Origin of the sequence: Aeromonas sp. 55A (genome assembly GCF_051919665.1) — a bacterium.
GTDB classification, from domain to species: domain Bacteria; phylum Pseudomonadota; class Gammaproteobacteria; order Enterobacterales; family Aeromonadaceae; genus Aeromonas; species Aeromonas veronii.
Map to the genome: position 1 here is coordinate 3,620,567 of NZ_JBQBEH010000008.1, position 26,322 is coordinate 3,646,888.

20 protein-coding genes are annotated in these 26,322 nt (G+C 59.0%); 11 read left to right on the top strand and 9 right to left on the bottom strand.

What is annotated here, in order from left to right:
- Positions 1–202: 202 nt before the first annotated feature.
- The 3 genes from ACTG2G_RS20745 to ACTG2G_RS20755 all read left to right on the top strand — a co-directional run bounded on the left by ACTG2G_RS20745 (position 203) and on the right by ACTG2G_RS20755 (position 6,305).
- On the top strand, positions 203–1,819 hold the full coding sequence (locus tag ACTG2G_RS20745) for a response regulator (protein WP_421265745.1): 1,617 nt from the start codon (positions 203–205) through the stop codon (positions 1,817–1,819).
- Between the two features lie 239 nt (positions 1,820–2,058).
- Positions 2,059–4,971: an HD domain-containing phosphohydrolase gene (locus ACTG2G_RS20750; RefSeq protein ID WP_439985810.1), complete on the top strand. Its 2,913-nt coding sequence runs from the start codon at positions 2,059–2,061 to the stop codon at positions 4,969–4,971.
- A 302-nt stretch (positions 4,972–5,273) separates the two neighbouring features.
- Entirely contained in the window at positions 5,274–6,305 is a 1,032-nt protein-coding gene (locus tag ACTG2G_RS20755; RefSeq protein ID WP_439985811.1) for a diguanylate cyclase domain-containing protein, read from the top strand.
- Positions 6,306–6,364: 59 nt separating this feature from the next.
- Here the strand turns inward: ACTG2G_RS20755 and ACTG2G_RS20760 are convergent, their stop codons facing one another.
- From ACTG2G_RS20760 to ACTG2G_RS20775, 4 genes are read right to left on the bottom strand one after another with little or no spacing between them, the layout of a single operon-like run.
- Positions 6,365–7,501 (bottom strand): glycosyltransferase family 4 protein, encoded by a 1,137-nt coding sequence (locus ACTG2G_RS20760; protein WP_439985812.1) that lies wholly within the window; start codon positions 7,499–7,501, stop codon positions 6,365–6,367.
- Positions 7,502–7,513: 12 nt separating this feature from the next.
- Entirely contained in the window at positions 7,514–8,785 is a 1,272-nt protein-coding gene (locus ACTG2G_RS20765; RefSeq protein WP_421329931.1) for a glycosyltransferase family 4 protein, read from the bottom strand.
- Positions 8,782–10,188: an O-antigen ligase family protein gene (locus ACTG2G_RS20770; RefSeq protein ID WP_216950692.1), complete on the bottom strand. Its 1,407-nt coding sequence runs from the start codon at positions 10,186–10,188 to the stop codon at positions 8,782–8,784. Before ACTG2G_RS20770 ends, ACTG2G_RS20765 begins: the two co-directional genes overlap by 4 nt.
- Positions 10,176–11,495: a lipopolysaccharide biosynthesis protein gene (locus ACTG2G_RS20775; protein ID WP_043819779.1), complete on the bottom strand. Its 1,320-nt coding sequence runs from the start codon at positions 11,493–11,495 to the stop codon at positions 10,176–10,178. Before ACTG2G_RS20775 ends, ACTG2G_RS20770 begins: the two co-directional genes overlap by 13 nt.
- A 299-nt stretch (positions 11,496–11,794) precedes the next feature.
- On the opposite strand from ACTG2G_RS20775, the gene ACTG2G_RS20780 reads away from it, so the two are divergent.
- Genes ACTG2G_RS20780 through ACTG2G_RS20795 form a run of 4 tightly spaced genes read left to right on the top strand, consistent with a single transcriptional unit; the run spans position 11,795 to position 16,765 of the window.
- A complete protein-coding gene (locus ACTG2G_RS20780) occupies positions 11,795–12,550 on the top strand; it encodes an acyltransferase (RefSeq protein WP_201997830.1) in 756 nt (251 codons plus the stop codon).
- The gene (locus ACTG2G_RS20785; protein ID WP_439985813.1) at positions 12,547–13,746 is read left to right on the top strand and encodes a glycosyltransferase; all 1,200 of its coding nucleotides are present in this window, start codon (positions 12,547–12,549) and stop codon (positions 13,744–13,746) included. The genes ACTG2G_RS20780 and ACTG2G_RS20785 overlap by 4 nt, the downstream gene beginning before the upstream one ends.
- Complete coding sequence (locus tag ACTG2G_RS20790; protein ID WP_439985814.1) at positions 13,743–16,277, top strand: hypothetical protein; 2,535 nt, start codon at positions 13,743–13,745, stop codon at positions 16,275–16,277. The genes ACTG2G_RS20785 and ACTG2G_RS20790 overlap by 4 nt, the downstream gene beginning before the upstream one ends.
- 11 nt (positions 16,278–16,288) lie before the next feature.
- The gene (locus ACTG2G_RS20795; RefSeq protein ID WP_439985815.1) at positions 16,289–16,765 is read left to right on the top strand and encodes a hypothetical protein; all 477 of its coding nucleotides are present in this window, start codon (positions 16,289–16,291) and stop codon (positions 16,763–16,765) included.
- Here the strand turns inward: ACTG2G_RS20795 and ACTG2G_RS20800 are convergent.
- Together ACTG2G_RS20800 and ACTG2G_RS20805 are read right to left on the bottom strand one after the other, a co-directional pair.
- The gene (locus tag ACTG2G_RS20800) at positions 16,743–17,189 is read right to left on the bottom strand and encodes a hypothetical protein (RefSeq protein ID WP_139740440.1); all 447 of its coding nucleotides are present in this window, start codon (positions 17,187–17,189) and stop codon (positions 16,743–16,745) included. The genes ACTG2G_RS20795 and ACTG2G_RS20800 overlap by 23 nt on opposite strands.
- A 90-nt stretch (positions 17,190–17,279) precedes the next feature.
- On the bottom strand, positions 17,280–18,047 hold the full coding sequence (locus tag ACTG2G_RS20805) for a hypothetical protein (protein WP_429115445.1): 768 nt from the start codon (positions 18,045–18,047) through the stop codon (positions 17,280–17,282).
- 157 nt (positions 18,048–18,204) lie between these two features.
- On the opposite strand from ACTG2G_RS20805, the gene ACTG2G_RS20810 reads away from it, so the two are divergent.
- Positions 18,205–19,050, top strand: coding sequence for a DUF1194 domain-containing protein (locus ACTG2G_RS20810; protein WP_429115443.1), 846 nt, complete (start codon positions 18,205–18,207; stop codon positions 19,048–19,050).
- Positions 19,051–19,153: 103 nt separating this feature from the next.
- Here ACTG2G_RS20810 and ACTG2G_RS20815 read toward each other — a convergent pair whose 3' ends face one another.
- The 3 genes from ACTG2G_RS20815 to ACTG2G_RS20825 form a co-directional block, all read right to left on the bottom strand.
- A complete protein-coding gene (locus tag ACTG2G_RS20815) occupies positions 19,154–19,780 on the bottom strand; it encodes a hypothetical protein (protein WP_335874205.1) in 627 nt (208 codons plus the stop codon).
- A gap of 290 nt (positions 19,781–20,070) precedes the next feature.
- Positions 20,071–20,898: a DUF2971 domain-containing protein gene (locus tag ACTG2G_RS20820; protein WP_335874204.1), complete on the bottom strand. Its 828-nt coding sequence runs from the start codon at positions 20,896–20,898 to the stop codon at positions 20,071–20,073.
- Positions 20,899–21,562: 664 nt separating this feature from the next.
- Entirely contained in the window at positions 21,563–22,978 is a 1,416-nt protein-coding gene (locus ACTG2G_RS20825) for a GumC family protein (RefSeq protein ID WP_439985816.1), read from the bottom strand.
- Between the two features lie 264 nt (positions 22,979–23,242).
- Here ACTG2G_RS20825 and ACTG2G_RS20830 point away from each other — a divergent pair, with 264 nt between their 5' ends.
- The 3 genes from ACTG2G_RS20830 to ACTG2G_RS20840 are packed head-to-tail and all read left to right on the top strand — an operon-like array spanning position 23,243 to position 26,155.
- Positions 23,243–24,298, top strand: coding sequence for a glycosyltransferase (locus ACTG2G_RS20830; protein WP_439985817.1), 1,056 nt, complete (start codon positions 23,243–23,245; stop codon positions 24,296–24,298).
- A 31-nt stretch (positions 24,299–24,329) separates the two neighbouring features.
- Positions 24,330–25,523: a glycosyltransferase family 2 protein gene (locus ACTG2G_RS20835; protein WP_439985818.1), complete on the top strand. Its 1,194-nt coding sequence runs from the start codon at positions 24,330–24,332 to the stop codon at positions 25,521–25,523.
- Positions 25,520–26,155, top strand: coding sequence for a sugar transferase (locus tag ACTG2G_RS20840; RefSeq protein ID WP_005333398.1), 636 nt, complete (start codon positions 25,520–25,522; stop codon positions 26,153–26,155). The genes ACTG2G_RS20835 and ACTG2G_RS20840 overlap by 4 nt, the downstream gene beginning before the upstream one ends.
- Positions 26,156–26,322: the final 167 nt, after the last annotated feature.

Genomic DNA, 26,322 nt, shown 5'->3' on the forward strand with positions numbered 1-26,322 from the left:
GGGGTAATGGCGGTTGTACACCATCAGAAGATGGGTCAGCACCAACGGTATGATGATATCGGATTGCTCTCTTTATCACGTTGGGTGATGAGCCAGCTTGCAGATTTATATTTCCAGCGCAAGGTAGCAGAGGTATCGGTTGACCGGGGTCATGCACCCTATATTATCATGCTCAAAATGAGCTGGCAGGATACAGCGACAGATGGGCACATCAGATAGCCATATGGACATAGCAAAAATAATTTCCGGGCCCACGCTGGTACTGGAAAAAGATAATGTGCACAGCGATGCGCTATGCAATCAGTTACGAGCCATTGGCATAAGCCAGATTACGGTGGTGGAGAGTGTCGAGGCGCTGGAACGTTGCGTGGCTGATGGCCCTGCCGCCATGATCATCTGCAATATCGATCTCGATTCGGCAAACTTGCTCACGCTGCTGAAAAATATTCGCAGTAGGGCACCTCATCACACACTGCCATTTTTGACCCTGACCTCAGGGACAGATCGCCCATTAATCGAACAATTTGTCCAGGCGAAAGTCTCTGACATTATCTTGACCCCGCTCAAGCCCGATACCCTTAAAACCAGGATCACTCGGCTGCTGTTGGCAACCAGCCAGTCGCAGCCCCCACTTTCACAATTTGAGTTCGGTCGTTTACACCGTTTTTCCAACAGCGATCTGGTCGCCAGCAATCAGGATAGTCCAACCATTCTGGTGGTTGACGATGTTCCAGATAATTTGATGCTGATCACCTCGGTATTTCGCAAAGAGTTTCATCTCAAGTTGGTCAAGGATGGCGAAAAAGCGATCAGGATCTGCCAATCGGATAATCCACCCGATCTGGTGCTGCTCGATATCATGATGCCCAACCTGAACGGATTCGATGTCGCCAGAATTTTGCGTGAACATCCCCACTCAGAGCACATCCCCATCGTCTTTATGACGGCACTGGATGATATCTATTCCCGTAAACGGGCGATGAAACTGGGGGCCGTCGATTTTATCACCAAGCCGATCGACATCGAGATGCTGCGTTTTCGCATTGCCAATCTGATGCGGCTGGTGCATGCCAGAAGAGATCTGCAAAAAGAGTTCGATCAGATGCTTGAGCTCAATGCGCTCAAAGAGAGCCTCGAGTTCAATATCCGCTATGAAATTCGGGAGCCCCTGCTCAACGCGCTACACCTGCTGGAAGAGCTGGCGGCCGACTCATCGCTCAACATGCTCCAAAAAACCCAGCTATCCATCACCAGAAAATCTGTAGGCGATGCACTGGCATTGACCCGGCTGGCCAGCGAGATTTACCAGATTGAAACCGGCACCTTTGTTTTGAAAGCGGGTAAAGTCCAGCTCTTTAATATTTTCAACCGGCTTTCGGTGCAATTCAAAAATCTCTATGCCGAGAAAAAGCTCGATATCAAGCTGACCAAACCCAAAAATTACCTCTATGATGAGCTATTCATCGCAGGTGACGAATTTCTCTGTTATTCCGCGTTTCAAATATTGACACGGCTCGCTTGTGAGCATGCGGCACCCTCCTCCTGCGTGGAAATTGTCTGTCTGAAATACCCCGACAGCATTATTTTAAATATTGATAGCTCGACCTTGCTGGATATCAACAATGTCCTCTCTCTGTTCGACAGATTCCCATCCTCTAATAACAACAAAGAAGCACACAGTCACAATGGCTATCATGGCAAAATCATGCTGGAAGCCCATGGCGCCACCGTTACTGTGTCGCTGGATGAAGAAACCAGGCTGCTGAATATCTCGGCGCACTTCCCGCAAAAAGAGGGTTTCAATCCATATCCAGAGTGAAAAGAATCACGATCACAGAACTCTGCGGTAACATCGCCGTGGATCATTTTTGGCTACTGCGATGGGTGAATAAAAAAAAGGATTTATCACCCCTTTCCATTTATTGTCATCTGGTGGTTTACGCAACGGGGGCTCTTTAATGCAAGCAGCAAGGGCGAACACCATGAAGCTACCCATTATCCTGTTGGGTTATCTCATTTATACCCCACTCAACAAACCCATCCATTTAAGGAGATAACATGAGTCTCATTCGCCGCGTTATCCCCTTGTATGTTCATATTGCCCATCTGTTTCTGGGTTTATTGCTGGTGTTTGCCTTGATCACTCTTGGTCACCAATATCGGCAAACCAAAACCATGCTGATGAAAGAGGCAGAAGAGAGATTCAGCCTGATTGGCCAAATCACCACTCAGGCTTTAGAAGGACTGTTCAGCACCTCAGCTTTAAGCGTCAATCTGCTCGCCCAACAGCGCCTGACCGAAGCCAAGACCCTGTCAGAGCGAATGGCCAGCCTTCCCTACATGACAACCCTGCTCAAAGGACAACCTTCTGCCAACGCGGTGTATGCCGGTTACAACAACGGCGATCTATTCTGGCTCATGCGCTGGCCTGCCGACACCGAGGTACAACACCTAACGCCGCCCGCCAATACCCGCTGGATCGTTAAGAGCATCCGGCATCAAGAGGCAACCACTCTTACGGAGACCTTCGCGCTGGCCGACAATCTCACCATCATTGAACGGCAAGAGGAATCAGGACAATTTTTTGATCCAATAGAGCATCCATGGTTTATTCAGGCCAAGCAGAGTGGACAGCTGGTGCAATCCCCTCTCTATATCTCGCACGATACTCAGGAGATGTACCTGAGTTTTGCCGAACCAATGCAAAATGGGGCTGGCGTCATAGGGATGAGCCTGAACCTCCGAGCTATCGAGCGCCTGCTCAAATCCGCCAAGATAACCCCCAATATGCGTCTAGCCATCGTCAATGAGCAGGGCGAGCTAATGACAAGTCATAAAGGTGGGATGGTGATTCATGAACATGGCGCTTATCGACTTGCAAGAGTGACCGAAGCCGACCTGCCTATGATCCAACACTTGATGAATGCCAGTCAGAATCAGAAGGCAGATAGTCTTTCCTTTAAATCAGAGGGCAATGATTGGCAAGGAATGCGTATCACTTTACCGGAAGCCGATGGGTCAAAATTAACCCTCTGGATTGCAGCACCTGTCGATGAGTTGCTGGCCACCGCCTTCACCATTCGCAATCAGACCTTCCTTCTGTCGGGCATCTTCCTGATCTTTGCCCTGTTCGCGGCCATCAAGCTGGCCAGAACCGCCGCCAGGCCCCTTGATGACCTGACTCAAGAAGCAGGAAAAATCGCCCACTTCGACTTCAACGATCCGATCAGAGTCAACTCCTATATTGCTGAAATCATCGATCTCTCCCAGGCCATGGGCGACATGAAATCGACCATTCAGCGCTTTTTGCAGCTTTCCACCTCCCTCTCCAGCGAGACCAGTTTCCCCCGCTTGCTGGTGCGGCTGCTCACCGAAATGCAGCAACTGACCGGTGCAACAGGCTGCATGCTCTACCTCTCCGATAGCGGCAACAAGACACTGGATCTGGCAGGGTTATGCTGGAATGGCGAGGTGCAGGAGCAAACGCCGATCCACAGTATCGGAACCCTCAATCAGCCAAAACATCCACTGTTCCAGAGCTTGCAAGGGGTAGAACTGGAACCCGTTGCATTGGTCACCAGCGAATTGCAGATCCTGTTTCCCTACATTGAGGAGAGCGACACACCGCTGACCTTCTGGCCGATTGCCCTGAAAAACCGTGATGGCCAACTGCTCGGCACCCTGGTGTTTTTGATCGATGAACGGAAGAAGTCCCTGACCCCGCAGCGGATGGCATTTGTCAACGCGCTCTCTTCTACCGCCGCCGTGGCACTCACCACCCAGCGGCTGCTGGAGGAGCAGCGCAATCTGCTGGAAGCCTTTATCCAGCTCATCGCAGGGGCCATCGATGCCAAGAGTCCCTATACCGGTGGCCACTGTCAGCGAGTCCCCGAACTGACCAAGATGCTGGCAGAAGCGGCATGTGAGGCCAAGGAGGGCCCCTTCCAACACTTCTCGCTCGATGAAAAACAGTGGGAAGCAATACATATCGCGGCCTGGCTGCACGATTGCGGCAAAGTCACCACTCCGGAGTTTGTGGTCGACAAGGCCACCAAGCTGGAAACCCTGTGCGATCGCATTCACGAGGTCAGGATGCGCTTTGAAGTGCTGAAACGGGATGCCGAGATTGCCTACTGGCAGGCACGTCTCCAAGGGGGTGATGAGGCCACGTTACAGGCCACGCTGCAACAGCAGTGGCAACAGCTGGATGAGGAGTTTGCCTTTATCGCCCGTTGCAACGAAGGGGGCGAATTTATGGCCACAGAGGATATTGCAAGGCTGCAGCAGATCGCGGGCCGCACCTGGCAGCGCACGCTCTCTGATCGGATTGGGATCTCTCAGGATGAACTGGCGCGCAAACAGCGGGCCGCGGAGTCACCGCTGCCGGTCACCGAACCCTTGTTGGCCGATCGCCCGGATCACCTCTTCACCCGCAGCAACCGCGACCGCCTTGCCCCTGACAACCCTTGGGGATTTCAGGTCAACCCCCCCGAATACCTCTATAACCGCGGCGAGCTCTACAACCTCGCCATCCGCCGGGGCACCCTCACAGATGAGGAGCGCTACAAGATCAACGAGCACATGATCCAGACCATCATCATGCTCGAAAAACTCCCCTTCCCCGCCAACCTGAAACAGGTGCCGGAAATCGCAGGGGGACACCATGAGAAGATGGATGGCACCGGTTATCCCAAGCGGCTGAAACGGGACGAGATGAGCATCCCTGCCCGGATGATGGCCATCGCCGATATCTTCGAAGCGCTGACCGCCGGCGATCGCCCCTACAAGAAAGCCAAATCTCTTTCGGAGGCCATCCGCATCATGGGATTTATGCAACAGGATCACCATATCGACCCCGAGCTGTTTGCGCTCTTTCTCCGCTCTGGCGTCTACCTGCGCTATGCCAAGCGTTACATGAGCCCGGAGCTCATTGACGAGGTGGATATCAGCCCCTATCTCGCCAGCCATTGATCGCAGCGAGGCACTCTGGGTTACCTGATGCCTGCAGTCTGGGGATCTGCATGCAGACCCGCCGTCTTGTCACCGGTGGTCAACCCGATGCGCAATAGAGATGGGGAGGATATGCACCGGACAGCCATGCTAATCCTCTCCATGGTACCTTGTTCTGACTGACCTTACGGACACTTGCCAATAACGGTAATCGAACAAAAAAACGAGAAAAATCAAAATAGATAGCCAACTAAAATGACATAATTGACTATAGTTCAATCGAACGTTTGAAAAACGTGACCACTTCACATGGGCCCAGCGCAATGACCACTGAACGGGAACAGTTGATCCGCTCACTGTTTGATGAGTACATCGAGCTGTATTCATCACGGGATGATCGGCTCACCACGCGGTTTAGCGACAATTTCAGCGGTTTTGCCGGCAGCAGTGATGTTCTGGTTACCGATAAAGATGAGTGGGTCCGGATAACCCGCCGCGATTTTACCCAGACCCCGGGCAGGATCCGCCTGGAAATACTCGATGTGACCCTGCAAGATCTGGCCGCGGATGTGGTGGCTGTCACCGCCTTCTTCCATATCCATCTACCGAAATCCGAACCTATACTCTCCCGCAGAACCGCCAGGCTGGTGCTGATTTTTCGACACGAAGCCATGGCGTGGAAAATTGCTCACAGCAGTATCTCCATCCCTTACAGTGCTGCTCGGGAAAGCGAAATTTACCCGATGACCAGTCTGGAGGAGCGCCAACATGAGCTGGAGCTCATTATCGAGATCAGAACCAAGGAGCTGGCGGAAGCGAACCTGAAACTGGAAGCGCTCAGCAATACCGACGGGCTAACCAATATCGGCAACCGTCGTCTGTTCGACAACTCATTGAACCAGGCCTGGGAGCACTGTATTCAGACAGAGATGCCGATTGCGCTCATCATGCTCGACATCGATCATTTCAAGCAGTTCAACGACCTCTATGGCCACGTTGCCGGTGACGAGTGCCTTCGATTGCTGGCCCATACCCTGGCGCTATCCGGGCGCCGCTCGGGGGAGTTGGTGGCTCGCTACGGTGGAGAGGAATTTGTCATCCTGTTGCCACATGTCGAGCGTCAATCCGCCTATGAAATTGCCCAACATATCCAGCGGCTGATTTTTGCACTCGCGCAGCCACACGCACAAAATGCCACCGGTCTGGTGACCGTTAGCATGGGTGTTGCCTGCCTCAGACCATCGAGTTACTGGCAGCCCTCTGAACTGGTCAAACTGGCTGATGCTGCGCTCTACACCGCCAAATCATCCGGCCGTAACTGCATCAGAGTGGCGGAGTCACCCAGCCTCCCGTAACCCCTCTGCCCATAAGTCCCTCATCCCCCCCCATCCTCCCCACGGGGAACCACTGCGCGCTAACCATGCACGGCAAGGCTCAACGCATCCCATCGCAACATACTTTCCCACTGATCCACTGTGCTTTGATAGGTATCTGCCGCGTTGTAATGGACCATGGCATGCAGGCGGGCATGATGGCCAAGTCGCTTGACCACGTCGGGCATGGCATTGAGGCTGGCCAGCACCCGCGCCAGATCGCCGGGATCGTTTGGCTGATATTTGCGGCAATTCACGTCATCGATGAGGTGTCGATCCCACCAGGCGCCATCGGCCGGGATCACTACGCATAATCCCGCCGCCATGGCCTCCAGAATGGAGAGACCAAACGGTTCCTGATGGCTGGTGGAGACAAAAATGCCGCATTGAGATCGGATCTCGTCAAGATTTGCGGGGTTGGCATACCAGTGCGTGTCTGGCAGTTGTGGCTGAGGCTGGCTGCAGGGTTGCAGCGTGCCCTTGGGCTGCAGATAGCACACCATCAGCTCGGGGCGAGCGTCAGGGATCAGTTGATGGGCGGCCAGCATGGTCTCCAGCCCCTTCCAGCGCAGCAACGAGGCCGCCCACAAAATACGAGGCCCCCCCAGAGTCGCTTTGGGCCAATCAATCTCGCTCAAACCATTGGTAAATGGCTGCCAGTGTGACGGGAACTCGGTCTCGCCAAGCCGGGCCAGCAGCGCCGCCAGGGAGCTGCGAGTTGATTCGAGATAAAAGACAAAACTCGCCCGTTGCAGGGCTCTGGCAGAGAGCCCCGAGCACCCCACAGGGCCATGGATCAGCTGAACCACCCGGCACCGCAACCAGCGGGCCGCCCAGTAACAGCAGAGATCCACTCCCGGTCCGGACGCCGCCACCAGGCACTTCACCTGCCCCAGACGCAACACCAGCCAGAGGATCAGCAGGGTCTGCCACCCCTGTTTGAGCAGATAGCCGATGCCGGACTCCCGCCCCTTCAATATGTGGGGCAACCAAAGGGAATGATGCTGACAACGGGACCAGGAGTCGGGATCCTGGGTCAACACATGGCATGTGAGCCCGGGCATCCGTTTGGCCAACTCATCGAGCAGCACTTCGGTCGCAACCTTGGAGCCACCGCGAAACGGGATGGGATCCACGACGATGACCTTTCCAAACACCGGCTCAGTTTGCATGCTCATCTTGCTGCTCCCTTACTCTGGTACCTTGCGGCGGCCAAACCCCAACTGCACTTTTTGCGCCACTCTTGTCATCCCACTCGCCAGCATATTGCGCCCTCTGGCAAGGAGTCGTTGCCCCGCCCAGTGAATGAGTGGTCGGAAGGGTGTGGGGGCCGTGGCGTGCCAACGACCAGCCAGCGCGGCGTCCCACACCGCCGTGACTCCGTCAACGTAGCGCGCCACAGTGAACAACTGTGCGGCACGCAACTGAGCGGCACGCCCCATTTCACATCGGCGCTGCGGATTGCTCAATTGCCGCCAGTGATCAGCCATCTCGGCCCAATCCCCCGGGGTTGCCAGCAAGCCGGTCACTCCCTCCTCCACCACTTCGGGGATGCCGCCCACTCGGTAGGCACTGACCGGAAGCCCCAACATGCCCGCCTCCGCCAACGTCAGACCAAACACCTCCTCACGGGCGCCGGAGACCAGCAGATCCACCCCGCCTCGCAAGATAGCGGCACTGTCCGGCCGCTCGCCGAGAAAGTGGACACGCTCGGCCACCCCGAGCTCGACAGCCAACGCCATCAGTGCTTCCCGCTCCGGGCCGCTGCCAATGATCAGCAACTGGGCCTCCTCCCCCGATGCCATCAGGGCAGCCAGCGAGCGGATCAACAGATCAATCCCCTTGCGTTTGATCAGGGAGCCAACGGTTGCGATGATCATATCCCCCGGGGGCAAGCCCAGCATGCCGACGACCGGCCAGTGAGCACCACCATTCAGACGAGCGGCATCCACCCCGTTGGGTACCCGGATCAACCGATCGGCCGCGCAGCCATCCTGGCGCCAGCCGGTCAACACCGGCTCGCTCACCCCGATCAGCACGCTGGCCTGATGGACCCGCAGGCTGAACCTGTCTCTGGGCTGGTAACGGGCATGGAGGTGGCACACCAGCGGCACCTGCAACGCCCGACAGACCCCCGCCAGCCACTGACAAGGAGCCGCGCTGTTGGCGTGCACCAGCCCAATCTGCCGCTCGGTGATGAGCTCTCTGGCTCTCCAGGAGAGGCGCCGATGGGCAGCAAGATCAAAACGGGGCGCCTGCCATCCCAGCAGCAGGCTGAAGGGCTCGACCATGGTTTCTACCCCGAGGGTGGCCGCCTCTGCCGCCAGCGTTGGGCTATTGCACCAGAGCAACGGCGTAAACCGGCTGCGATCGAGGTGGGCCAGCAGATCCAGCAGGCAGCGTTCGCTGCCGCGGATCCAGTCCTCTCCGTAGTGAACCAGCAAAACAGGGGTTGCGTTCATCCTCTTGCTCCCTTTGGTGGCACTGCCGGCAACCGGGTTGCCTCCTGATGATCCTCAGAGGTGGCCTTCACCTCAGTGGCCGCCTGCTGCACGTACTTGATGGCGGCGACGGCCAGCGCCAATTCCAGATAGATGGGCCAGGTAAAGCCCTGGGTCAGGAAGGATCCCGAAATCACAAACCCCACCATGCTGGCCATCACCCCCTGCATCGCCGTGATCACTGCAGGAGGCATGCCAGCAAGCTGGCAACGCCAGCAACTGCGCAGGGTCACCGCCACCATGCCGATAAACAGCGCCAGCCCGACAAAGCCGGTTTCAGCCAGCACCCCGAACCAGGTGGAGTGCACCGCATGATTGAGTCCATCCCAATGGGGGCTGTAGAAGAAGTAGTTGTAATAGAAATTGGACAAGCCCACCCCCACCAGCGGATGGCCCAGAGCCATGCCCCAGGCCGCTTGCCAGGCGTAGATCCGCCCCATGGCCGAAGCATCGACACCGCTCTCGGCGGCGCCGCCAGATGCCCGGTCGCTGATCCCGGCAGCGGCAAACAGCACCACCAGCGCGACCATCCCCAGCGAGATCAACAGGGTTTTCGACTTCACCCGCTGCCAGGCAAACAGGCCACCAACGGCGCAGATACCCAGCAGACCACCGCGGCTCTGGGTGGCGATAATTGCGGCGGCGGTCAGCGCAAAGCCAAGCCCCCCCAGCAAACGCCCCCCCACCCCATTGCCCTGATTGAGCAGCAAGCTCAATGAAAAGCCGGCAGGAAAGAGCAGCACCAGCGCCAGATCGTTGGGATCCCCCAGCACAGAGCCCAGCTCGCGCCCTATGGTCACCCGGGTGCCCTCCACCAGCCCGATCCCGCTCGCCTTGTTGTAGAGGGCCACCAGCGCCACCAGACAGCCCGCTACCACGAAGGTACGTACCGCCAGCGCAAAATCCCCCGGAGTGCGCACCAGCCAGGCGGTGGCCAGGGTCATCAGATAGATCTTGCTGTAGCTGCCGGTCCAGGTGGCGATCGCCTCGCCCCGGTTGCTGGCAAACAGCACACCGATGGAGACCATCACAAAGAAGGCCGTCAGCCAGCTCAGGGCTGGACTCCAGTAGGGCTTGATCCGACCGGTCAGCAAAATGTGCCAGACCAGCGCACCGATGGCGGCCAGCGAGAAGAGCAGCGGGATCTTGAGGGGATAGAGCTGGGGGAACACCTCATGCAGCCGAAAGAAGGAGAAAGTGACAAACCCCAGCACCATCAAGAAGGGCCAGCGCAGGGCAAACCAGATGGCGGGAATGGCAAGGCCGAGCACCGGCAGCAGCAAGGGATGGGGCAGCCGCCACCAGAGCAGTGCCAGCACCAGACAGATGGCGCTTGCCCAGATGGCTGGCGTTAGACGAGCCATGATCCTGCCCACCATTGGCCGAGCCAGACCATCGCCAGCGCCCCGAGCGAACTGGCCCAGAGGGTCGAGAGGCGATACGGCAGCGGCAGCAACCGCTGGCTCACCAGATAAAAGGCCAGCGCCCGCACCAGATAGACCAGCAGTAGGGTCCAGATCACCCCGGCGACCCCGAAGGGGGGGATGGCGAGCAGAAAGCCTGCTACCCCAAGGGCGCTGCAGCCCAGATTGATCACCATCTGGGCATTGCTCTTCTCGCCGCTAAAGCAGCCGACATTGAGCAAGTCCGAAACATTGCGCACCGCCATACCCAGCACCAGCAGCGGAATATAGGCGATCGCTCCATGATAGCTCTCCGGAGTCAGCCAGCGAATAAGCAAGGGGGCGGTAAGCCCGACAATCCCCGCAGTAACAAACCCCAGTACCGACCCCATCACGCTGTAGTGGGCATTGAGCCGCAGTCCATCCGGCTCGCGCAGCAGCATGAAACGGCGGGGATACCACCAGAGAGCAAAGGGTTGCAGCAACAGCCCCACCGCCAGCGCCAGCTTGCCCGCCACCGCGTAGTAGGCAAGCAGCGCCTCCCCCACCACATCGGCCAGCAGCCAGCGATCCAGTCCGCTCAGGGCAAAACCTGCCAGCCCGCTCACCACCAGGGGCAATCCATAGCGCAGCAGCGGCCGATAGTGCTGCCAGTCAAAGCGGATCCCGCTATCTCGCCACTGCCAGAGGCTCAGCAGCAGCGCCAGTGCAACGCAGGTCAGGGTGCCGGAGGCCAGCACCCCGCTCACGCCCCAGCCGAGCCAGAGCCACCAGCCGGTCAGCACCGACTGGATCACCGCCTTGCCTGCGGTCGCCACGAAAAAGAGCCGCGCCTGATTGCGCATCCGCAGCCATGCCAGTGGCACGCCGATCACCCCTTCAAACGGCAGGGCGCAAAGCACCCAGCGCACATCCGCAAGGCGGGTTTCCACCGGCAGCCAGGCTTGCACCACAGGTGCCAGCAGCCAGAGCAGCACCAGACTGGCCAGGGCGATCAGCCAGACCAGACCAAACATGCGGGCCACTACCTGCTGGCGCTCCTGCTCATCTTTCGCCAATCCGGCAAAGCGGTAGAGGGCATCCACCAGCCCGAAGCCAAGGATCAGGGAGCCCAGATTGATGAGGGTCAACAGCACCTCCAGCTGGCCGTATTCACGAGGCAGCAGCTGATGGGTCAGCACCGGCAGCATCAGCAGGGAGATCCCCTTCATCAGGAGCAAGCCGCCGGCGTAGTAGAGCATGGCAATCTGGTTCACACCAAGTTTCATAGGGCCTCCCAGCCACCCGAAGCATCTCGCTTCGGGTCAGCTACCGCTAATGCAAAGCCCACGCCACTCACTCCCGCCCAGAGACGATAGCTTCTCTGTGCGGTTTAACCGGCCTAAGCAAGCCCAGAATGAGACTGGCATTTGCGTTTTGCACAACGCTGGCTGCAAATTGCACCGACCGGCGCAATCTGCCCCTCCTCTTAGCCCCATTTGGCCCGATCACACTGGGGTCGTCCTGTTGGCCCGATCCCTGCTTTCTGCATAGCGAGCAACGGACTGCACCAGAGGGAGAGGTCGCCATGAACACCATCAACCTGCACCGGATGAAAAGCTGGGCCAAACAGGGGGAAACGCCACTGGCTCGCCGGGTATGGCGACTGGCCAAAAGTGCCCGCCACTGGTCATTCCCCGTGATCCCTCCCCTGCACCGGCTGCTTTATCGGCTCTATCTGCTCGGCAGCAACGCGCTGGCGACCCTGACCCGCACCCTTTGGTGGACCCCCTTGTTTCAATCTCGCCTGACGGCCCCCGCCCCGCGCCTCTATCTATATGGCGGCATCCCCTATATCAGCGGTCCGGTCACCATCGAAATTGGTGCCGACTGCCGCCTCAGCGCCGCCATGACCATCAGCGGCCGGGCATCGAGCCAGACACCAAGGCTGGTCATTGGCCGCAATGTCGGGATTGGCTGGCAAACCACCCTGGCGGTGGGCAGCAAGATAGTGCTGGGGGATAACGTCAGAATTGCAGGGCGTGCCTTTCTGGCGGGCTACCCGGGGCACCCGGTAAATGCCCGCGATCGCGCCCGGGGCCTGCCGGATCGCGATGAACAGGTGGGGGCCATTGTGCTGGAGCAGGATGTCTGGCTTGGCACCGGGGTGATGGTGATGGCCGGTGTCACCATAGGCGCCGGCACCATTGTCGCCGCAGGCAGCGTCGTCACTCGGGATCTGCCCGCAGGTGTGCTGGCAGCGGGTGTACCGGCCACCGTACTGCGCCCCTTGCAGCCACAGGATCACAGCGACCCCGCACACGCTTCGGAGACCTTTGCATGAAACCACACTCACTGCCGCAACTGGTGGTATTGGGAGAGGATTGGGGGCAGCACCCCTCCAGCACCCAACACCTGATCAAGCGTCTGTTGCCCGATTATCAAGTGCTCTGGGTCAACTCCATCGGCATGCGTTGCCCCCGCTTTACCCTGCATGATCTCACCCGCATCGTCCGCAAACTGGGGGCCGTGCTGCGCGGCGCGCGCCATGCTGGCGGCCAATCGGTTGCGCCATCAGAGGTCAGCAGCCCCCGAGTTCTGCCGCCGCTCGCCTTGCCACTGCCCGGCAGTCGTCTGGCGGGCAAGATCAATGGCCACTGGCTGGCGGCGCAGATCCGGCGCCAGTTGCCCGAGCTGGATCGCCCCCTGCTCTGGATCTCCCTGCCCAGCGCCGTCGATCTGATTGGCAAGCTCGAAGAGCGGGCAGTGATCTACTACTGCGGCGATGACTTCTCGGCGCTGGCGGGGGTAGATCATCAAGCCATTGCCCACTGCGAAGCCCGACTGGTGGAAAAAGCCGATCTCATTCTGGCCGCCAGCCCCGCGTTGGCCAGCCGCTTTCCCCCCCATAAAACCCGGCTGCTCAGCCACGGTGTGGATCTCGAGCTGTTTATGCCCCCCAGAGAGCGTCCGGCAGATCTCCCCTCCGGCCGCCCCATTGCCGGATTTTACGGCAGCCTGAGCGACTGGATTGATATCCCCCTGCTGGCAGAGACGGCCGCCGCCCTGCCCCACTGGGATCTGGTGCTGATTGGCCCGGTCCAGACCGATATCTCCCCCCTCAAGGGGCTCCCCAATATCCATCTGCTGGGGCCCCGTCCCCACCACACGCTGGCGGCCTATGCCCAGCACTGGCAGGTGAGTCTGCTGCCCTTTGTCGACAACGCCCAGATCCGTGCCTGCAATCCGTTGAAATTGCGCGAGTATCTGGCCGCAGGGCGACCCATCGTCAGCACCGATTTTCCGGCCCTCGATGGCTATCGGGATCAGATCCAGCTCCCCCACGATGGGGAGAGCCTGGCCCAGGCCATCAACTGGGCCGCCTTTGATCAACCCAATCCGGGCTGGTTTCAGGAGAGTGGCTGGGAGGGGCTCACCCGCAGCGAAGGGCGCCACACTCGCCAACAGCAGGTGGCCCAGCAAAGCTGGGATCACAAGGCTGCCGAGCTGAACAACTGGTTGAAGGGGCTGGCCGGATGAGCAGAGGGCTCTGGCTGGTTATCCTGCTCTGCTGCCATGCAGCAATGGCCGCCCCCCGGCTGGAGGGGCAGACCCCGCTGCCCATGACAGGCAACCAGACACCCCAGCGGCTCGATCTGAGCACCCACAACTGGCCAATAGGCAGCGATGATGAACTGGTGATCGAGGGCCATAACCCCAGCGCCCACCCGCAAACCCTGATCCTGCGTATCGACGACGAGGCCTCGGTCAACTACCGCAGCCGGGTCAATCTGGAGCGGATTGTCGCCCCCGGCCCCTTCACCCAGCGCTTTGCCTTGAGCGAGTGGCGCACCAGCCAACCCAGAGCGCTGGCGTTGGACAAACTCACCAAGCTCTATCTCTTTATGGCCGATAACGCCCCCTCCATGACCATTCACCGCTGGTACTGGGTGCCCGGTCTGACTCTGCCTGATGGCACCATTGCGCTGGATCTGGGGGCCTCCACCGCCCCCCGCTTTACCGGCTTTGAGCCCCTGAGCCCGGGGGATCCCCGGCTGATTGGCCATCCCACCCCCATCTTGCGCCCCTCCGGCGATGCCCTTGTGCGCGATGGGCTGCGCAATCTGGATGGCGTACGGCTGGAGGTCGCCAAGGGGCGCTACCAGCTCACCCTCTGGCTGGATGACCCAGGTGAATGGGAGTACCTGCCCCATCCCTTCGAGCGCAGCGTGCTGGTCAATGGCGAGCCCATCTGGGCCGAACAGTGGCAACCGCAGGAGTGGCTAACGCAGCGCTATCTGGCGGGGCAATCTCGCGAGGCGCTGCCAAATCCGGATCCCTGGCACCTGTTCGGGGCACGACAGGGCGGCCCGGTTCATGTCACCCTGAACCACCCCGGCGGCCCGCTCACTATCACACTGGTGGGCCACTCACCGGATGCCAAATACCTGGCAGGGCTGCTGCTTGCCCCCTCTCCGGCCCCCACCAGCAAAGAGGCTCTCCCGAATAGTGGAAAAGATCTCGCCGTATTGGCCGACGCTACCGCAAGCGTGCTGACCAAGCAGCGCCAGCTGTTTTTGGAAAAGTGGACTCTGGCCCCCTATTCCCCAGCCCCAGCTGCGCAGCAATTGAGCCTCACGCCGATTACGGATGCCGCCCCAACCCTGCAGATCGCCCCGCTATCTACGGCCGATGCGTTGCAGCAGGCTGCGCAACCCGTGCTGGCCGCCCGTGGCAGCCAGCTGTTGCTGGAGTTTGCCATCCACGCCGCCACCGACGATCCGGCCCCCTTGCTGGTGATCCAGCCCCCTGAGCAAGCAGGATCGCCGCTGGCGCTGACCCCCTATTACGGCAAGTGGCATCTGGTTCGCCCGCAGGCGAGCGGCACCCTGCTGGCTCCCTCGGATCAAGAGCTGGTCGAGGGGATCGCCGGACTCACCCTGCTGGCAGGCGTGCCCCGGCGTCTGGTGCTGCAGATCACCGTCCACCGCGATGCGCCTGCGGGGCGCTATCTCGGCAATATTCAGCTGCTCAGCCAACAGCAACTGGTGCAGCTGCCACTGACTATCGAGGTGCTGCCGTTGACCCTGCCCGCGGCCAGCAAGCCCGTCGGCATCTATGTCGAAGCCCCCCCCTATCTGAACTGGCTGAGCCCCGACCCCGAGGCGCTAAAAGAGCAGATCGCCACGGCCAGTCGCTGCGATCTGGAGCGGCTCGCCAAGCTGGGGATCAGCGGCCTCTCGCCCGCCCTGCCACAAGATGAAGCAGGGATGCGGGAGGTCATGGGAGAGGCAGCCGGACTCGGTTTTGTGCCCCCCCTGCTGGCCTATACCCCGCTCAAACGCTGGGGGAGTGACCCTGCCAGCCAGCTCGAACAGTGGCAGGCGCGGCAACAGGGGCTGACCGCCAGCGGCTTGCCGCCAGTGGCATGGAGCCTGTTTGATGAGCCGGATCTTGCCACCCTGCCCGCCATCACCACCCTGGCGCGGGAGATGAAACGGCGGGATCCGGCGGTGATCCGTGCGGGCCACTTCAACCACCCGGGTCAGGTTGGTCTGTTGGCAGAGGTGGAGATTGCCCTGATCAACGCAGGTTTTGGCGCCGACAAGACCGATGTGGCGCGAGTGCGCCAGCACAAGATCACCCCCTGGTTTTACAATCTGGGCACCCCGAGAGCCGCCGGTTTTTATCTGTGGCAGAGCGGCGCCGAGGGCTATTTGCAGTGGCATGGCCGCATGCCCACCGCCCTGCCTTATGACCCCACCGACGGGCGGGAGAGCGACTTTATGCTGCTCGGCCCGCAAGCCTGCGAGGCGCACCGCCTCTCCCACGATCTGCTGCTGTTGCAGCAAGCCATCGAGGATCTGCGCTGGCTCGCCTGGCTGGAGCAGGAGGCCCGCTATCAGGTGGAAGCCGCCCTGCTGCTGGAGCGTCTGCGCGATCAGCTGCCGACCCGCTGGCAGGTGGCAGAGCAACTGCCCTCTGCCGCCTGGATCCAGTGGCGCCGCGAGATTGAACAACTGGCCAAGGGATTGAAAACATTGCAAACTGGTGCCAACTCATCCTCCTGAAGTGACTGCGTATGGCCAACCAGACTCCCCGCTCCACAGCCAAAGACAGCGCCCTGCGCCGCCTGTTGCCCCTTATGCTGCCGCTGCTGATCCTCACCGGTTGCGCCCGTCAGGAGCCGGTCAATGAGACCCTGCCGATCCTCAACCAGTTGCGGGAACAGCAAATGGCCGAACAGCCCCAGCTGCAACTGCAGTACCAGCAAGCGGAGACACAACTGCCAGCAGATCAGGAGCAGCTGCTGCATCAGTTTTTAGGACGCAAGGATCCGGCCCGAATTGCGCTGGTAAGCGGCCCCGGGCTGCAAACTGACATGCTGGAGAGTGCGCGGATGGCGAGCGTGCGGCTGACCGCACTCACCCGCTTGCTGGGAGCTCGCGCCATTGAGCTGGAGCCACGCTATGACCCCATGCTGGCCCCCAATACCTTGCTGATCCGCATTCTGCCAAACGGTGAACCGGGGTCGGTCACCCCAGCGGCGGCGCAATAAGGTCAATGCAAGACGTCGGCAAAGCCACCCGATAGAGGGGATAAGGGGTCAGCCCCCACAACTTGCGCCAACCCTGGGTCAGACGGTAAGAGAGCAGCGGCGGGCTCTGGTGCAACTCGCCTAAAAACATCACCCCCTGACTCATCCCTTCACTCGCCAGCGTCACTGACATCGCCTCGCTATCCGGTGCCACCAGCATGGCCTGCAACAGGCCGTCACAGCGGGGATGGGCCAGCTGATAGCTGACATAGGTGCCGCCCAATACTGGCGTAGCCACCCGCAAGCGCCAGCCCATCTGGACCAGCTCCATCAGCATGGGTTTGGCCCCCTCATTGATCGCCCGGTTCTGATAACGCCAGCCCATGGCGGCAGCACTGAGCAGCGCCACCAGCAACAGCAGCAGATATCCCCTAGATAGATGCATCACGGCGCCCCCGGATAAAGAGAATGCTCATCACCAGCAGCATCATATTGACCACCCGGCTCTGATAACGCCACCAACCGCAGATATCCCTTAGACAGTCGCATCACGGCGCCCCCTTAGAAACAGGATGGTCATCACCAGCAACATGATGGCCCACTGGTAGAGCTGGGCCAGCGAGCCGGTATGCAGCCAGCCATACCAGCGCAGATCCAGGCTCATCAGCACCAACCGCAGCTGATTGGCCCCGATATAGAGCAGGCAAACCAGCAGCAACATGGGCCACTGCCGGTAGAGGGGCCGCTCCGGCGCCAGCCAGCAGCAGGAGACCAGCCAGGAGAGCACCACCAGATAGAGTTGAGAAAACGAGGAGCACCCCTTGAGCACGATCAGCGCATGGCCCCCCAACCGCTCGATGCGATTGCCATCAAGGCGAGTCTCCCAACCCAGCAGCTGCAACCACTGGCCCACACCCCAGGCATCGAGCGCCAGCACAGGGCCGGAGAGCAGGGCAAACACCTGCTGCCCCCACAACACCGCCACGGTAAAGGCGAGCACAATCTGCAACACCGCCCGCTCATCACCACTCTGATGACGGCGCCATAGCGAGGCCACCAACAGCAGACAGGCCAGCGCCTTGCAACTGGCGCTGGGGATCAGGATCAGCAGGATAAAGAGGGCGAGCGCCAGTGGATGCGGACGCCAGCTCGGTGCAACCCGCGATGCAATTTGCCACCAGATAGCAATCAGCAACACCACCAGCAAGTTGAAGTGGCCCATATTGAGCCACACCATGCCCCACTGATTGGCCAAACCAAGTAGCAGCCAGTTGGGTGCCCACTGCCAGGGACGGATCTCCATCGCAACTCCTGCCGGTTATCAGCGCTTTTGACCGCTGTCGCAAGTTCCATGCCTGCCCGCTCTCACCCGGACCAAGCCAAGTCAGAGGATGCAACAAAGCTGGCACGCTTTATTCATTCCCCCTGCTGGCACTAGCGCCAAGGAGAAGGAGTGGGCAATGAAACTCAAACCGTTGGCAGGGCTGCTGGGGATGTTATTGGTAACCTCCCCCGCATACGCCTTGACCGAAGTCGATACCGAACTGCAACTGCTGATGGATGTGTCGGGCAGCGTCAGTTCATCGGAATTCAATCTGCAATTACAGGGCTATGTGGACGCCTTTTACAGTCAGGATGTACAGAGCGCCATCCTCGACACCAGTGGCGACAAGCTGGGGTCCATTGCGGTACAGATGGTGATGTGGAGCGGCTCGACCCAGCAGAGCGTGATGACTGACTGGTTCCACCTCTACGATATGACCTCCATCAACAACTTCGCCGCCACTCTGGATGCTCTGGTCCGCCCCTATGCGGGGATGACGGCCCCCGGTTCGGCCATGGCCTTTGGTGCCCAGCAGTTTGATACCAACAACTACACCGCCGCCCGCCAGGTGATGGATGTGTCGGGTGACGGTATCCAGAACAACGGGCTGGATACCTCTACCGTGCGGGATCAACTGCTCGCCTCCGGCATCGATACCATCAACGGCATCACCATAGGTCAGGACTATGCCGATGGGGTGTTGCAAGAGTGGTATGTGGAGAACGTGGCGGGCGGTCAGGATGCGTTTGTTATCAATGCCACCACCTTTGCCGACTTTGGCAATGCGCTGGAGCTCAAACTGGCGGCCGAAATTGAGGGGGGCATTATTCCGGAAGGGGCACTGGCCGCCCCCATCGAGGAGATCCCGCTGGCCGCCCAGCTGCTGCTCGGTATGCCGCTACTGCTGGCCTGGCGCTATCAACGCCGTAATCAGGGACGCCAGCAGCCCGTCAACGGGCAACTGGCACCCGCCATCGGCTGATTTATCCCCCCGTGTGTTGCGATTAGGGAGCTATGGCTCCCTGATTTTTTTGTGGCGGTGATGATCTGAATGCAGAGCGCAAAGGCTAGTCGCCCTGACGAAATTAGCCCGATTGACCAATATGCCAGGTCTGACCATATGGATGCTGCACCGCTTGTTCTTCTGAGGGCAACAACGATAACGCCTCCAGAGTGGATGCGATAAGTTCGCTCTTGCCCAGCGCCTGGCGTAGAGAGAGCGCCTCTGACAGCACGGCGCGAGCGTTGTCATAGGCGCCAGTCTGTGCGAGAGCCTTGCCAAGATGATGCAGTGCGAAATGCCGCATAAGGGATGTTGGTTGCAACCGTTCAACTACTTGGGTGGCCAAGCTGACAGCTTCGCTCGCACGGTCGAGCCGCTGCAAAACCTGCACCAGGCGTAGTTCTGAGCTAACGCGAGCAGCAACATCCTCTGAAACCATCTGCGCGGAGATCACCTCTCGGAGAATGGCTTCTGCCTGCGCGGCTCGTCCCACACATAGCAACATAAAGGCGGCAGCGCTCCGAGCTCTTGAAGCATCTCGTGACAATGCAGCACCGGGATGTAGGTCGAGGGACTGATTGGCAGCAGCCAGCATGGCTACTGGGTCTAGCGCTTCGGGGAGCAGAAAAGGAGCGCACAAGCGGTATTCCGTACCGGTGCCTGCGATGCAAAACGTGTAGCCATCAGTGAGCGCCATGGGTTGATTCATCGATCCTCACGTTTGAAATAAGCTGCCTTGCAGCATTCGATATTTTCCGGAAGCAAGGGCTGTAGGTTCGATTAGCGAAGCGTAATCGGACATTCGCGGTCTTTTTGCAATATTTCTATTAAACTCACCAAAACCCTCCCAGCTTGCCACTTCGCCCCCCAAAAAACTGACTCTCGAACTGGCGTCGGTCGTGACTTTATTGCCGCATTGACATGGAATTTCACCGCGTTCGTCCGATTACGCCTACCGGCTAATCGAACCTACGAGCTACAAGAAAGATTAATCCAAGGTCATATGTCAACTTCCTCAGCTACAACCTTATAACCACTTTGATGAATTCCAACTTTAAATGTTTTCGCTTTTGGGAAATATGCTTTTACGATAGCAAATAAGACTCGTTGTTTACCCTCCGGCATCCGCTCACCAATATAAATTGCATCGAGTGCATCAGGTGAATAGTGATGAAGTCCCTCTCTTTGGGAAATAAACCGCAGTTCCCCCTCATAGCTCCACTGCTCATGTTTAGTTAAGATCGGCCTACAGTATTCAACACTATCTTGGCATAAACAATCCAAGATGTTTATATTTTTAGGGCTATCAACATAATCAACTGTACTCCAAGCAAGCGTTGACTGGCTTTGTTTTAACGACTCATATAATCTCTGTGCTGAAAATTGTAAACAAAAGCCAGAAAAACCACTTCCATAATGGGCCCACATAAGCATATTGGCATAGTGCGGATAAGGGTAGTTTGGAATGTCAGCTGACATTGATAGCACACACAAAGATTCGATGAATGACTTACGTTTATTTAACAGGGTATTAATTGAGTCATCTACTCTTTCTATGAATTCATCTTTTCCATTTAGATAACCTTGCATAGCAAGCTCTAATGCTTGTTCTGGAGAGGTATTCTCTTTTATACACTCAGCGGCAAATCTTATAGCTCTAGCCACTTTCTTCTCTTCACTTAATGATTCGTCGTATGTAACAAATCCTTCGAACGGATCGTTTAGCGCACTAACATTCGAAAACCAGACTGAACTACTAGCTAAAGCTGATATTGAATTTTCATTAAATGACGAAAATTTATATAAACGATCGCTCGGGAATTTCACAACACCTCCGAATACAAAACTTTATTTATATGTTAAGAGGGTAACTTTAACTCCATTTCAAACAATCTTCAAATGTAAAATCAGCGTGCGAACAAGATGCGACTCATTCATACACTTTTTATGAAAATCGTACTAGATATTTTCCCCGGGGGATACAATCCAAGCAGATAACACATGGGGAATGATATTAATCTCGTATGTTGGGCTTCGCAGACGCAGCACCAACCTACCGATTGTGTAGGTTGTGGCTGAGCGTAGCGAAGCCCAACGTTTACCGAGTAATCTCTTTTTTTTCTTCCCTCTTGTTTAATAACGGGGAGAAGGGATATGACCCCGTGGCTATCTCTCGAATTTACAAGCCATTGCCATCGCCATCTCCCCCGAGGCTGCATGAGCCCCTATCTCTTTGGGAAAGGGAATCTCGCGTAGCGCGGCTATGTGGGATGGGACAAAGGGATCTATGGCTTGTGTTCAAATTCTGGGGAGTTGTAGCGCCAGCGAACACTGTCGTTGGTGGAGATGTCCGAGCGATTGGGGGCACTCCTCAGACGTGACGGCCCCCAATCGCTCGGGCCTGCATCGAGAAAAGGGATTACTCCCTATCTGTCGCGTTGTGTACGTCAAGCCCCGGCCAGTGAACAGTTACCAACTGATATTGCACCAATCAACTCGGTTCTGGTGACAAGGGCAACACCTGCCCATCCAGCGCATTATCACTATTGGATGGATAGTCCGGCACCGGCTCGCAGTAGGGAATCCGGCTTAGCACCGGCGCCTTGACCAGGGCGGCCAGCTGATCGGAGCGGCGCAGGCTGGCATCCGCCAGTTCGGCCACCAGCGCCAGACCGCAGCCGAGCCCCAGCCCGCCAACAATGCCCGCCAGCAGAAACAGCCAGAGCGGGTAGTTGCTCGGCTTGCTGGGGGCAAAGGGCTTGTCGATCACCTTGATCCGCTCCCCCTGCTCGAAGTTGCCCAGATCGCCGGTCACCTTGGCCTTCTCATAGCGCAGCAGCAAATCCTGATAGAGGGTGCGTTTGACCGCCAGATCCCGCTCCAGCTCGGCGAGCTGACGCTCGGTATCTCCCTGGGAGTCGACCACCTTGTCCAGCCCATCCAGCTGACTCTTCAAGCCAGCGGCGTTTTGCTCTGCCTCCGTCAGCTGCGTTTGGGCCAACTGCCACTCGGGCCCGCGGGCCATATCCGGCTGGGATTTGAGCTGCTCGAACTCCTGCTGCAACTGGTCAATCTGATAGCGCAGACTCTGCACCTTGCTGTGCTCGTCGCTGTAGCGGGCCCGCAGCAACACCAGCTCGGTGCGCATCAGCTGCAGCTTCTCATCCAGTTGGCGGGCCAGCTGGCTCTCCTGCCCCAGCGATAGCTGATCGACCCGGGCCTTGGCCTGCTGCTGGGTGATCAGGCTCTCGGCATAACGCTCCTGCAAGCCATAGAGACGGGCGATGTTGGTACTCTGCTGCTGGGGCAAGGCGCTGGCATGCTCCCGTTTGAAGTCGGCTAGCAGCTGCTCGGCCGCTTGCAGTTCGCTGCGGCGGCTGTCGAGCTGGCTTTGCAGGAAACGTTCGGACGATTCCGCCGACTGGCGCCCCTTGCTGAGCAGGTTGAAGAAAAAGCGCCGTGAAATGGCTTCGAGCAAACCGGCGCTGTTGGCCGCCGAATCCGCTTTGACCTTTATCTCGATCACCTCATCGCCAATCAACCGCAGCGAGACGGCACTCGAGAGCCAGTCCATGATGGCATCGCGCTGGGCTGGCGGGGTCTCGTCATTGACCAGACCGCGATCCCGCGCCACCCCGTCCAGTACATAACGGCTGCGCAGCAGGGCTTCGAGCACCGCAAAGCGGTCTTTCAGGCTCTCCTGAGTGATCAGATCCTTGAGGGTCGGGGTCTGGTTGGCATCTTGCGGCACCATAAAGGTGGTGCGGCTCTCATACTCCTTGGGGGTGAGCAGGCCGATCGTCACGCCCACCAGCGGCATCACCAGTACCGGGATCACCAGCAGATAGCGACGGCGCCAGGCGGCAAAGAGAATGATGTAGAGGTTGTAATAGAACTGGACAGGCATGGCATCACTCCCTGAGAAAAGCCCTCCCCCGCACGATGCAAAGGCAATGCCACCAGAGGAGCTGATCGCCTCTGTGGGCAGATCGCAAGAGTGGTACAAGATTCGCATTCTCCCGCTATCCGGGGTGTCACCCCTTCCCTTGCCGGAGCGCGAACCATGTTGTCATCAACCCCGTCGCACAGACCCCATCCCCACGGGAGCGCCAGCGCCCAGCCCGTCTTACAACCTGTCTTGCAACCTGTTGTTCAACCTGTCGTACAAATCGTGCAGCACCTGCAGCCCGGCGGGCTGGAGACCATGGTGCTCAACCTCACGCAGGCGAGCCCTGCCGAGCAGCCGGTGCATATCATCTCCCTCGAAGGGCGCAAAGGGGATGTGCTAAGGGCGTGGCCCGCCCTGCATCCCTTTGCTGGCAATATTCACTGTCTGGAAAAACCCGCGGGCTGGTCGATCGTAACCCTCTGGCGGCTCACCCGACTGCTGCGCCAACTCAAGCCCGTCGCGGTACATACCCACCATCTGGGGCCCATGCTCTATGGCGGTCTGGCCAGTCGGCTGGCACGGGTGCCCACCCTGGTACACACAGAGCACGATGCCTGGTATCTCGATGATCCCCATCAGCGCACGCTGGCCCTGTGGGGGCTGCGCGCCTTCAAACCCATTCTGGTGGCCGATGCCACGCCGGTGGCTAACCAGCTGCTGGCCAAGCTGGGCCAGCTGTCGCCAACCGTGATCCCCAACGGCATCGATGAGCAGCGTTTTGCCCCGGGCGCCGCCGTCCTCGCCCGACAGGAGATGGGATTGCCGCAAGGGGTCAAGTTGATTGGCTGCGCCGCCCGCCTTGAGTCGGTCAAGGGGCATACCTTGCTGCTGGAAGCGATCCGCGCCCTGCCGCAGGAGGTGCATCTTGCGTTGGCAGGGGTCGGCAGTTTGCAAAATGCGTTGCAACAACAGTGTCAGCAGCTGGGGATCGCCCATCGGGTCCATTTTCTGGGGCTGGTCGAAAACATGCCGCGCTTCTATCAGGGGCTGGATCTCTTCTGCCTCCCCTCGCTGGCGGAGGGGATGCCGCTTTGCGTGCTGGAAGCACAGGCGTGCGGGGTACCGGTGGTGATGAGCGACGTGGGGGCGGCCAGAGAGATCGTCTGTCAGGACAGCGGCCATATCCTGTCGGAGCGGGATCCCGGCCGCCTTGCCCAGCTTCTGGCACAAGGGTTGCTGCACTGCCATAGCCTGCGTGCCGTCACCCGTGAGTTTGTGTGCCAGCAAAGCAGCTTGAGCCGGATGGCTCAGGCCTATCAGCAGCTTTACAGCCGCTGATCAAGCGACCCGATGACCAGAGGAGCATCCCATGGAATGGATCATGATCGTGTTCTGGCTGTGCGCTGTACTGGTGGTCTACCACCATGTCGGCTATCCCCTGCTGCTCAAATTCGGTGGTCGGCAGGCACGCAAGGTAGCCAATCCGCCCCGCCCCCTGGCTCGGGGATTCAAAACAGATGCCACCGATGAGGCGCTGCCGACCATCACCCTGCTGATGCCGGTTTATAACGAGGCGGCGACCATCGCGGCCAAGCTGCAAAACCTCGCCAGCCTCGATTACCCCGCCGACAAGCTGTGGGTGCATGTGCATTTCGACGGCTGCAGCGACAACAGCTACCCCATTGCGCTGAGCCAGCTCGGTGATCCCGCCCTGCAGCAGTTGCAGATCAGGCTGTTTGATCACCCCCGCAATCGCGGCAAGGTCGCCGTGCTCAATGAGGCCATGACCCGGGTACACAGCGATCTGGTGGCCCTCACCGATGTCTCGGCCCTGCTGCCCATCGACAGCCTGCTGCTGGCGGTCGCCCATTTTGCCGATCCCAAGGTAGGGGTAGTCGGGGAAGCGTACCGCTTCTGGCAACCGGGCTCTCAGGGCGAGGAGAGTTACTGGCACTATCAAAGCCAGATCAAACTCTGCGAGTCGGCCCTTGGCGGCATGCTGGGGGCTCACGGGGCCTTTTACATGATGCGCCGGGAGTGCCTCACCCCGCTGGCTGCCGATACCATCAACGACGATTTCATCTTGCCGATGCAGGCCATCGCCAAGGGGTATCGCGCTGTCTACGACAATCGCTGCGCCGCACTGGAGCTGGAAGTTTCCAATGCCGCGCTGGAAGCGACACGGCGCCAGCGGATCGGTGCTGGCAACACCCAGCAGCTGTTGCGGTTGCTGCCCCTGCTGCACCCCAAGTTCGGCTGGGTTGCCTTCAACTTTGCCAGTGGCAAGGGGCTGCGGGTGTTGATGCCGCTCTGCCTGACCCTGCTGTGGCTCTGCGCCATCCCGCTGGCCACCCAATCCCTGCTGTTTCAGCTGTTGCTGGGGCTGCAACTGCTGGGGTATCTGCTGGTCATCTTGATCCAGCTGACCCCTGTGCACCCCTGGCCCAATCTGTTTCGCAAGATCCACTATCTGGTGCTCGGACACTGGTACAACGGCATGGGCACCCTGCGCTACTGCCTGCGCGCCCCCATTCGCTTCATGTCACAGGAGAAAGCCGTATGACACACCCCATTCCAAGATTGACCCTGGTGGTCAAACGCAGCATGGATCTGCTCGGTGCCACTCTTGGCCTGCTGCTGACGCTGCCGCTGTGGCCGCTGATCATGCTGGCCATCCGGCTCGATAGCCCGGGGCCTGTGTTCTTTCGTCAGCTGCGGATCGGGCGCAGCCACGCCACCCATACCGAGCTCTTTTTCATGATCAAGTTTCGCACCATGCGCGCCGACGCCGAGGCGGCCACCGGGCCGGTCTGGTGTGGCAAGGGGGACAGCCGGATCACCCGCAGCGGCGACTTTCTGCGCAAAACCCGGCTCGATGAGCTGCCGCAGTTTATCAATGTGCTCAAAGGGGAGATGTCGCTGATCGGCCCCCGCCCGGAGCGACCCGGGATTGCCAACCGGCTGGAAGATGCGGTGCCGTACTTTATCGAACGCACCTATGAAGTAGCCCCCGGAATCACAGGTCTGGCGCAGGTCAATCAGGGTTACGACGAGTCGCTGGATGATGTGCGCAGCAAGCTGGCGTTCGATCTGGCCTACTCGGTCGCCCTGCTCCACCCCTGGCGCTGGCTGGTGCAGGATGTGCATATCATCGGCAAGACGATCGCCATCATGGTTGGCAAAAAGGGGCGCTAATCCCGCTGTGCCAACCTCAACCACACCCCAACCCCATCAGGCCATTGCCACTGCAATGGCCTTTTTTATGGCGCATCTTTGTTGCACGTCCGCGGTGATCACAGAGAAGTCAGCGACCTGATCGCCATCATCTGGCCCCATCCATCCAAAGGCCTGATGCCAGTTTG

Coding starts and splice junctions, on each gene's coding strand:
- ACTG2G_RS20745 (WP_421265745.1), top strand. CDS start 203: ATGGGCACATCAGATAGCCATATGGACATAGCAAAAATAATTTCCGGG.
- ACTG2G_RS20750 (WP_439985810.1), top strand. CDS start 2,059: ATGAGTCTCATTCGCCGCGTTATCCCCTTGTATGTTCATATTGCCCAT.
- ACTG2G_RS20755 (WP_439985811.1), top strand. CDS start 5,274: ATGACCACTGAACGGGAACAGTTGATCCGCTCACTGTTTGATGAGTAC.
- ACTG2G_RS20760 (WP_439985812.1), bottom strand. CDS start 7,501: ATGAGCATGCAAACTGAGCCGGTGTTTGGAAAGGTCATCGTCGTGGAT.
- ACTG2G_RS20765 (WP_421329931.1), bottom strand. CDS start 8,785: ATGAACGCAACCCCTGTTTTGCTGGTTCACTACGGAGAGGACTGGATC.
- ACTG2G_RS20770 (WP_216950692.1), bottom strand. CDS start 10,188: ATGGCTCGTCTAACGCCAGCCATCTGGGCAAGCGCCATCTGTCTGGTG.
- ACTG2G_RS20775 (WP_043819779.1), bottom strand. CDS start 11,495: ATGAAACTTGGTGTGAACCAGATTGCCATGCTCTACTACGCCGGCGGC.
- ACTG2G_RS20780 (WP_201997830.1), top strand. CDS start 11,795: ATGAACACCATCAACCTGCACCGGATGAAAAGCTGGGCCAAACAGGGG.
- ACTG2G_RS20785 (WP_439985813.1), top strand. CDS start 12,547: ATGAAACCACACTCACTGCCGCAACTGGTGGTATTGGGAGAGGATTGG.
- ACTG2G_RS20790 (WP_439985814.1), top strand. CDS start 13,743: ATGAGCAGAGGGCTCTGGCTGGTTATCCTGCTCTGCTGCCATGCAGCA.
- ACTG2G_RS20795 (WP_439985815.1), top strand. CDS start 16,289: ATGGCCAACCAGACTCCCCGCTCCACAGCCAAAGACAGCGCCCTGCGC.
- ACTG2G_RS20800 (WP_139740440.1), bottom strand. CDS start 17,189: ATGCATCTATCTAGGGGATATCTGCTGCTGTTGCTGGTGGCGCTGCTC.
- ACTG2G_RS20805 (WP_429115445.1), bottom strand. CDS start 18,047: ATGGAGATCCGTCCCTGGCAGTGGGCACCCAACTGGCTGCTACTTGGT.
- ACTG2G_RS20810 (WP_429115443.1), top strand. CDS start 18,205: ATGAAACTCAAACCGTTGGCAGGGCTGCTGGGGATGTTATTGGTAACC.
- ACTG2G_RS20815 (WP_335874205.1), bottom strand. CDS start 19,780: ATGAATCAACCCATGGCGCTCACTGATGGCTACACGTTTTGCATCGCA.
- ACTG2G_RS20825 (WP_439985816.1), bottom strand. CDS start 22,978: ATGCCTGTCCAGTTCTATTACAACCTCTACATCATTCTCTTTGCCGCC.
- ACTG2G_RS20835 (WP_439985818.1), top strand. CDS start 24,330: ATGGAATGGATCATGATCGTGTTCTGGCTGTGCGCTGTACTGGTGGTC.
- ACTG2G_RS20840 (WP_005333398.1), top strand. CDS start 25,520: ATGACACACCCCATTCCAAGATTGACCCTGGTGGTCAAACGCAGCATG.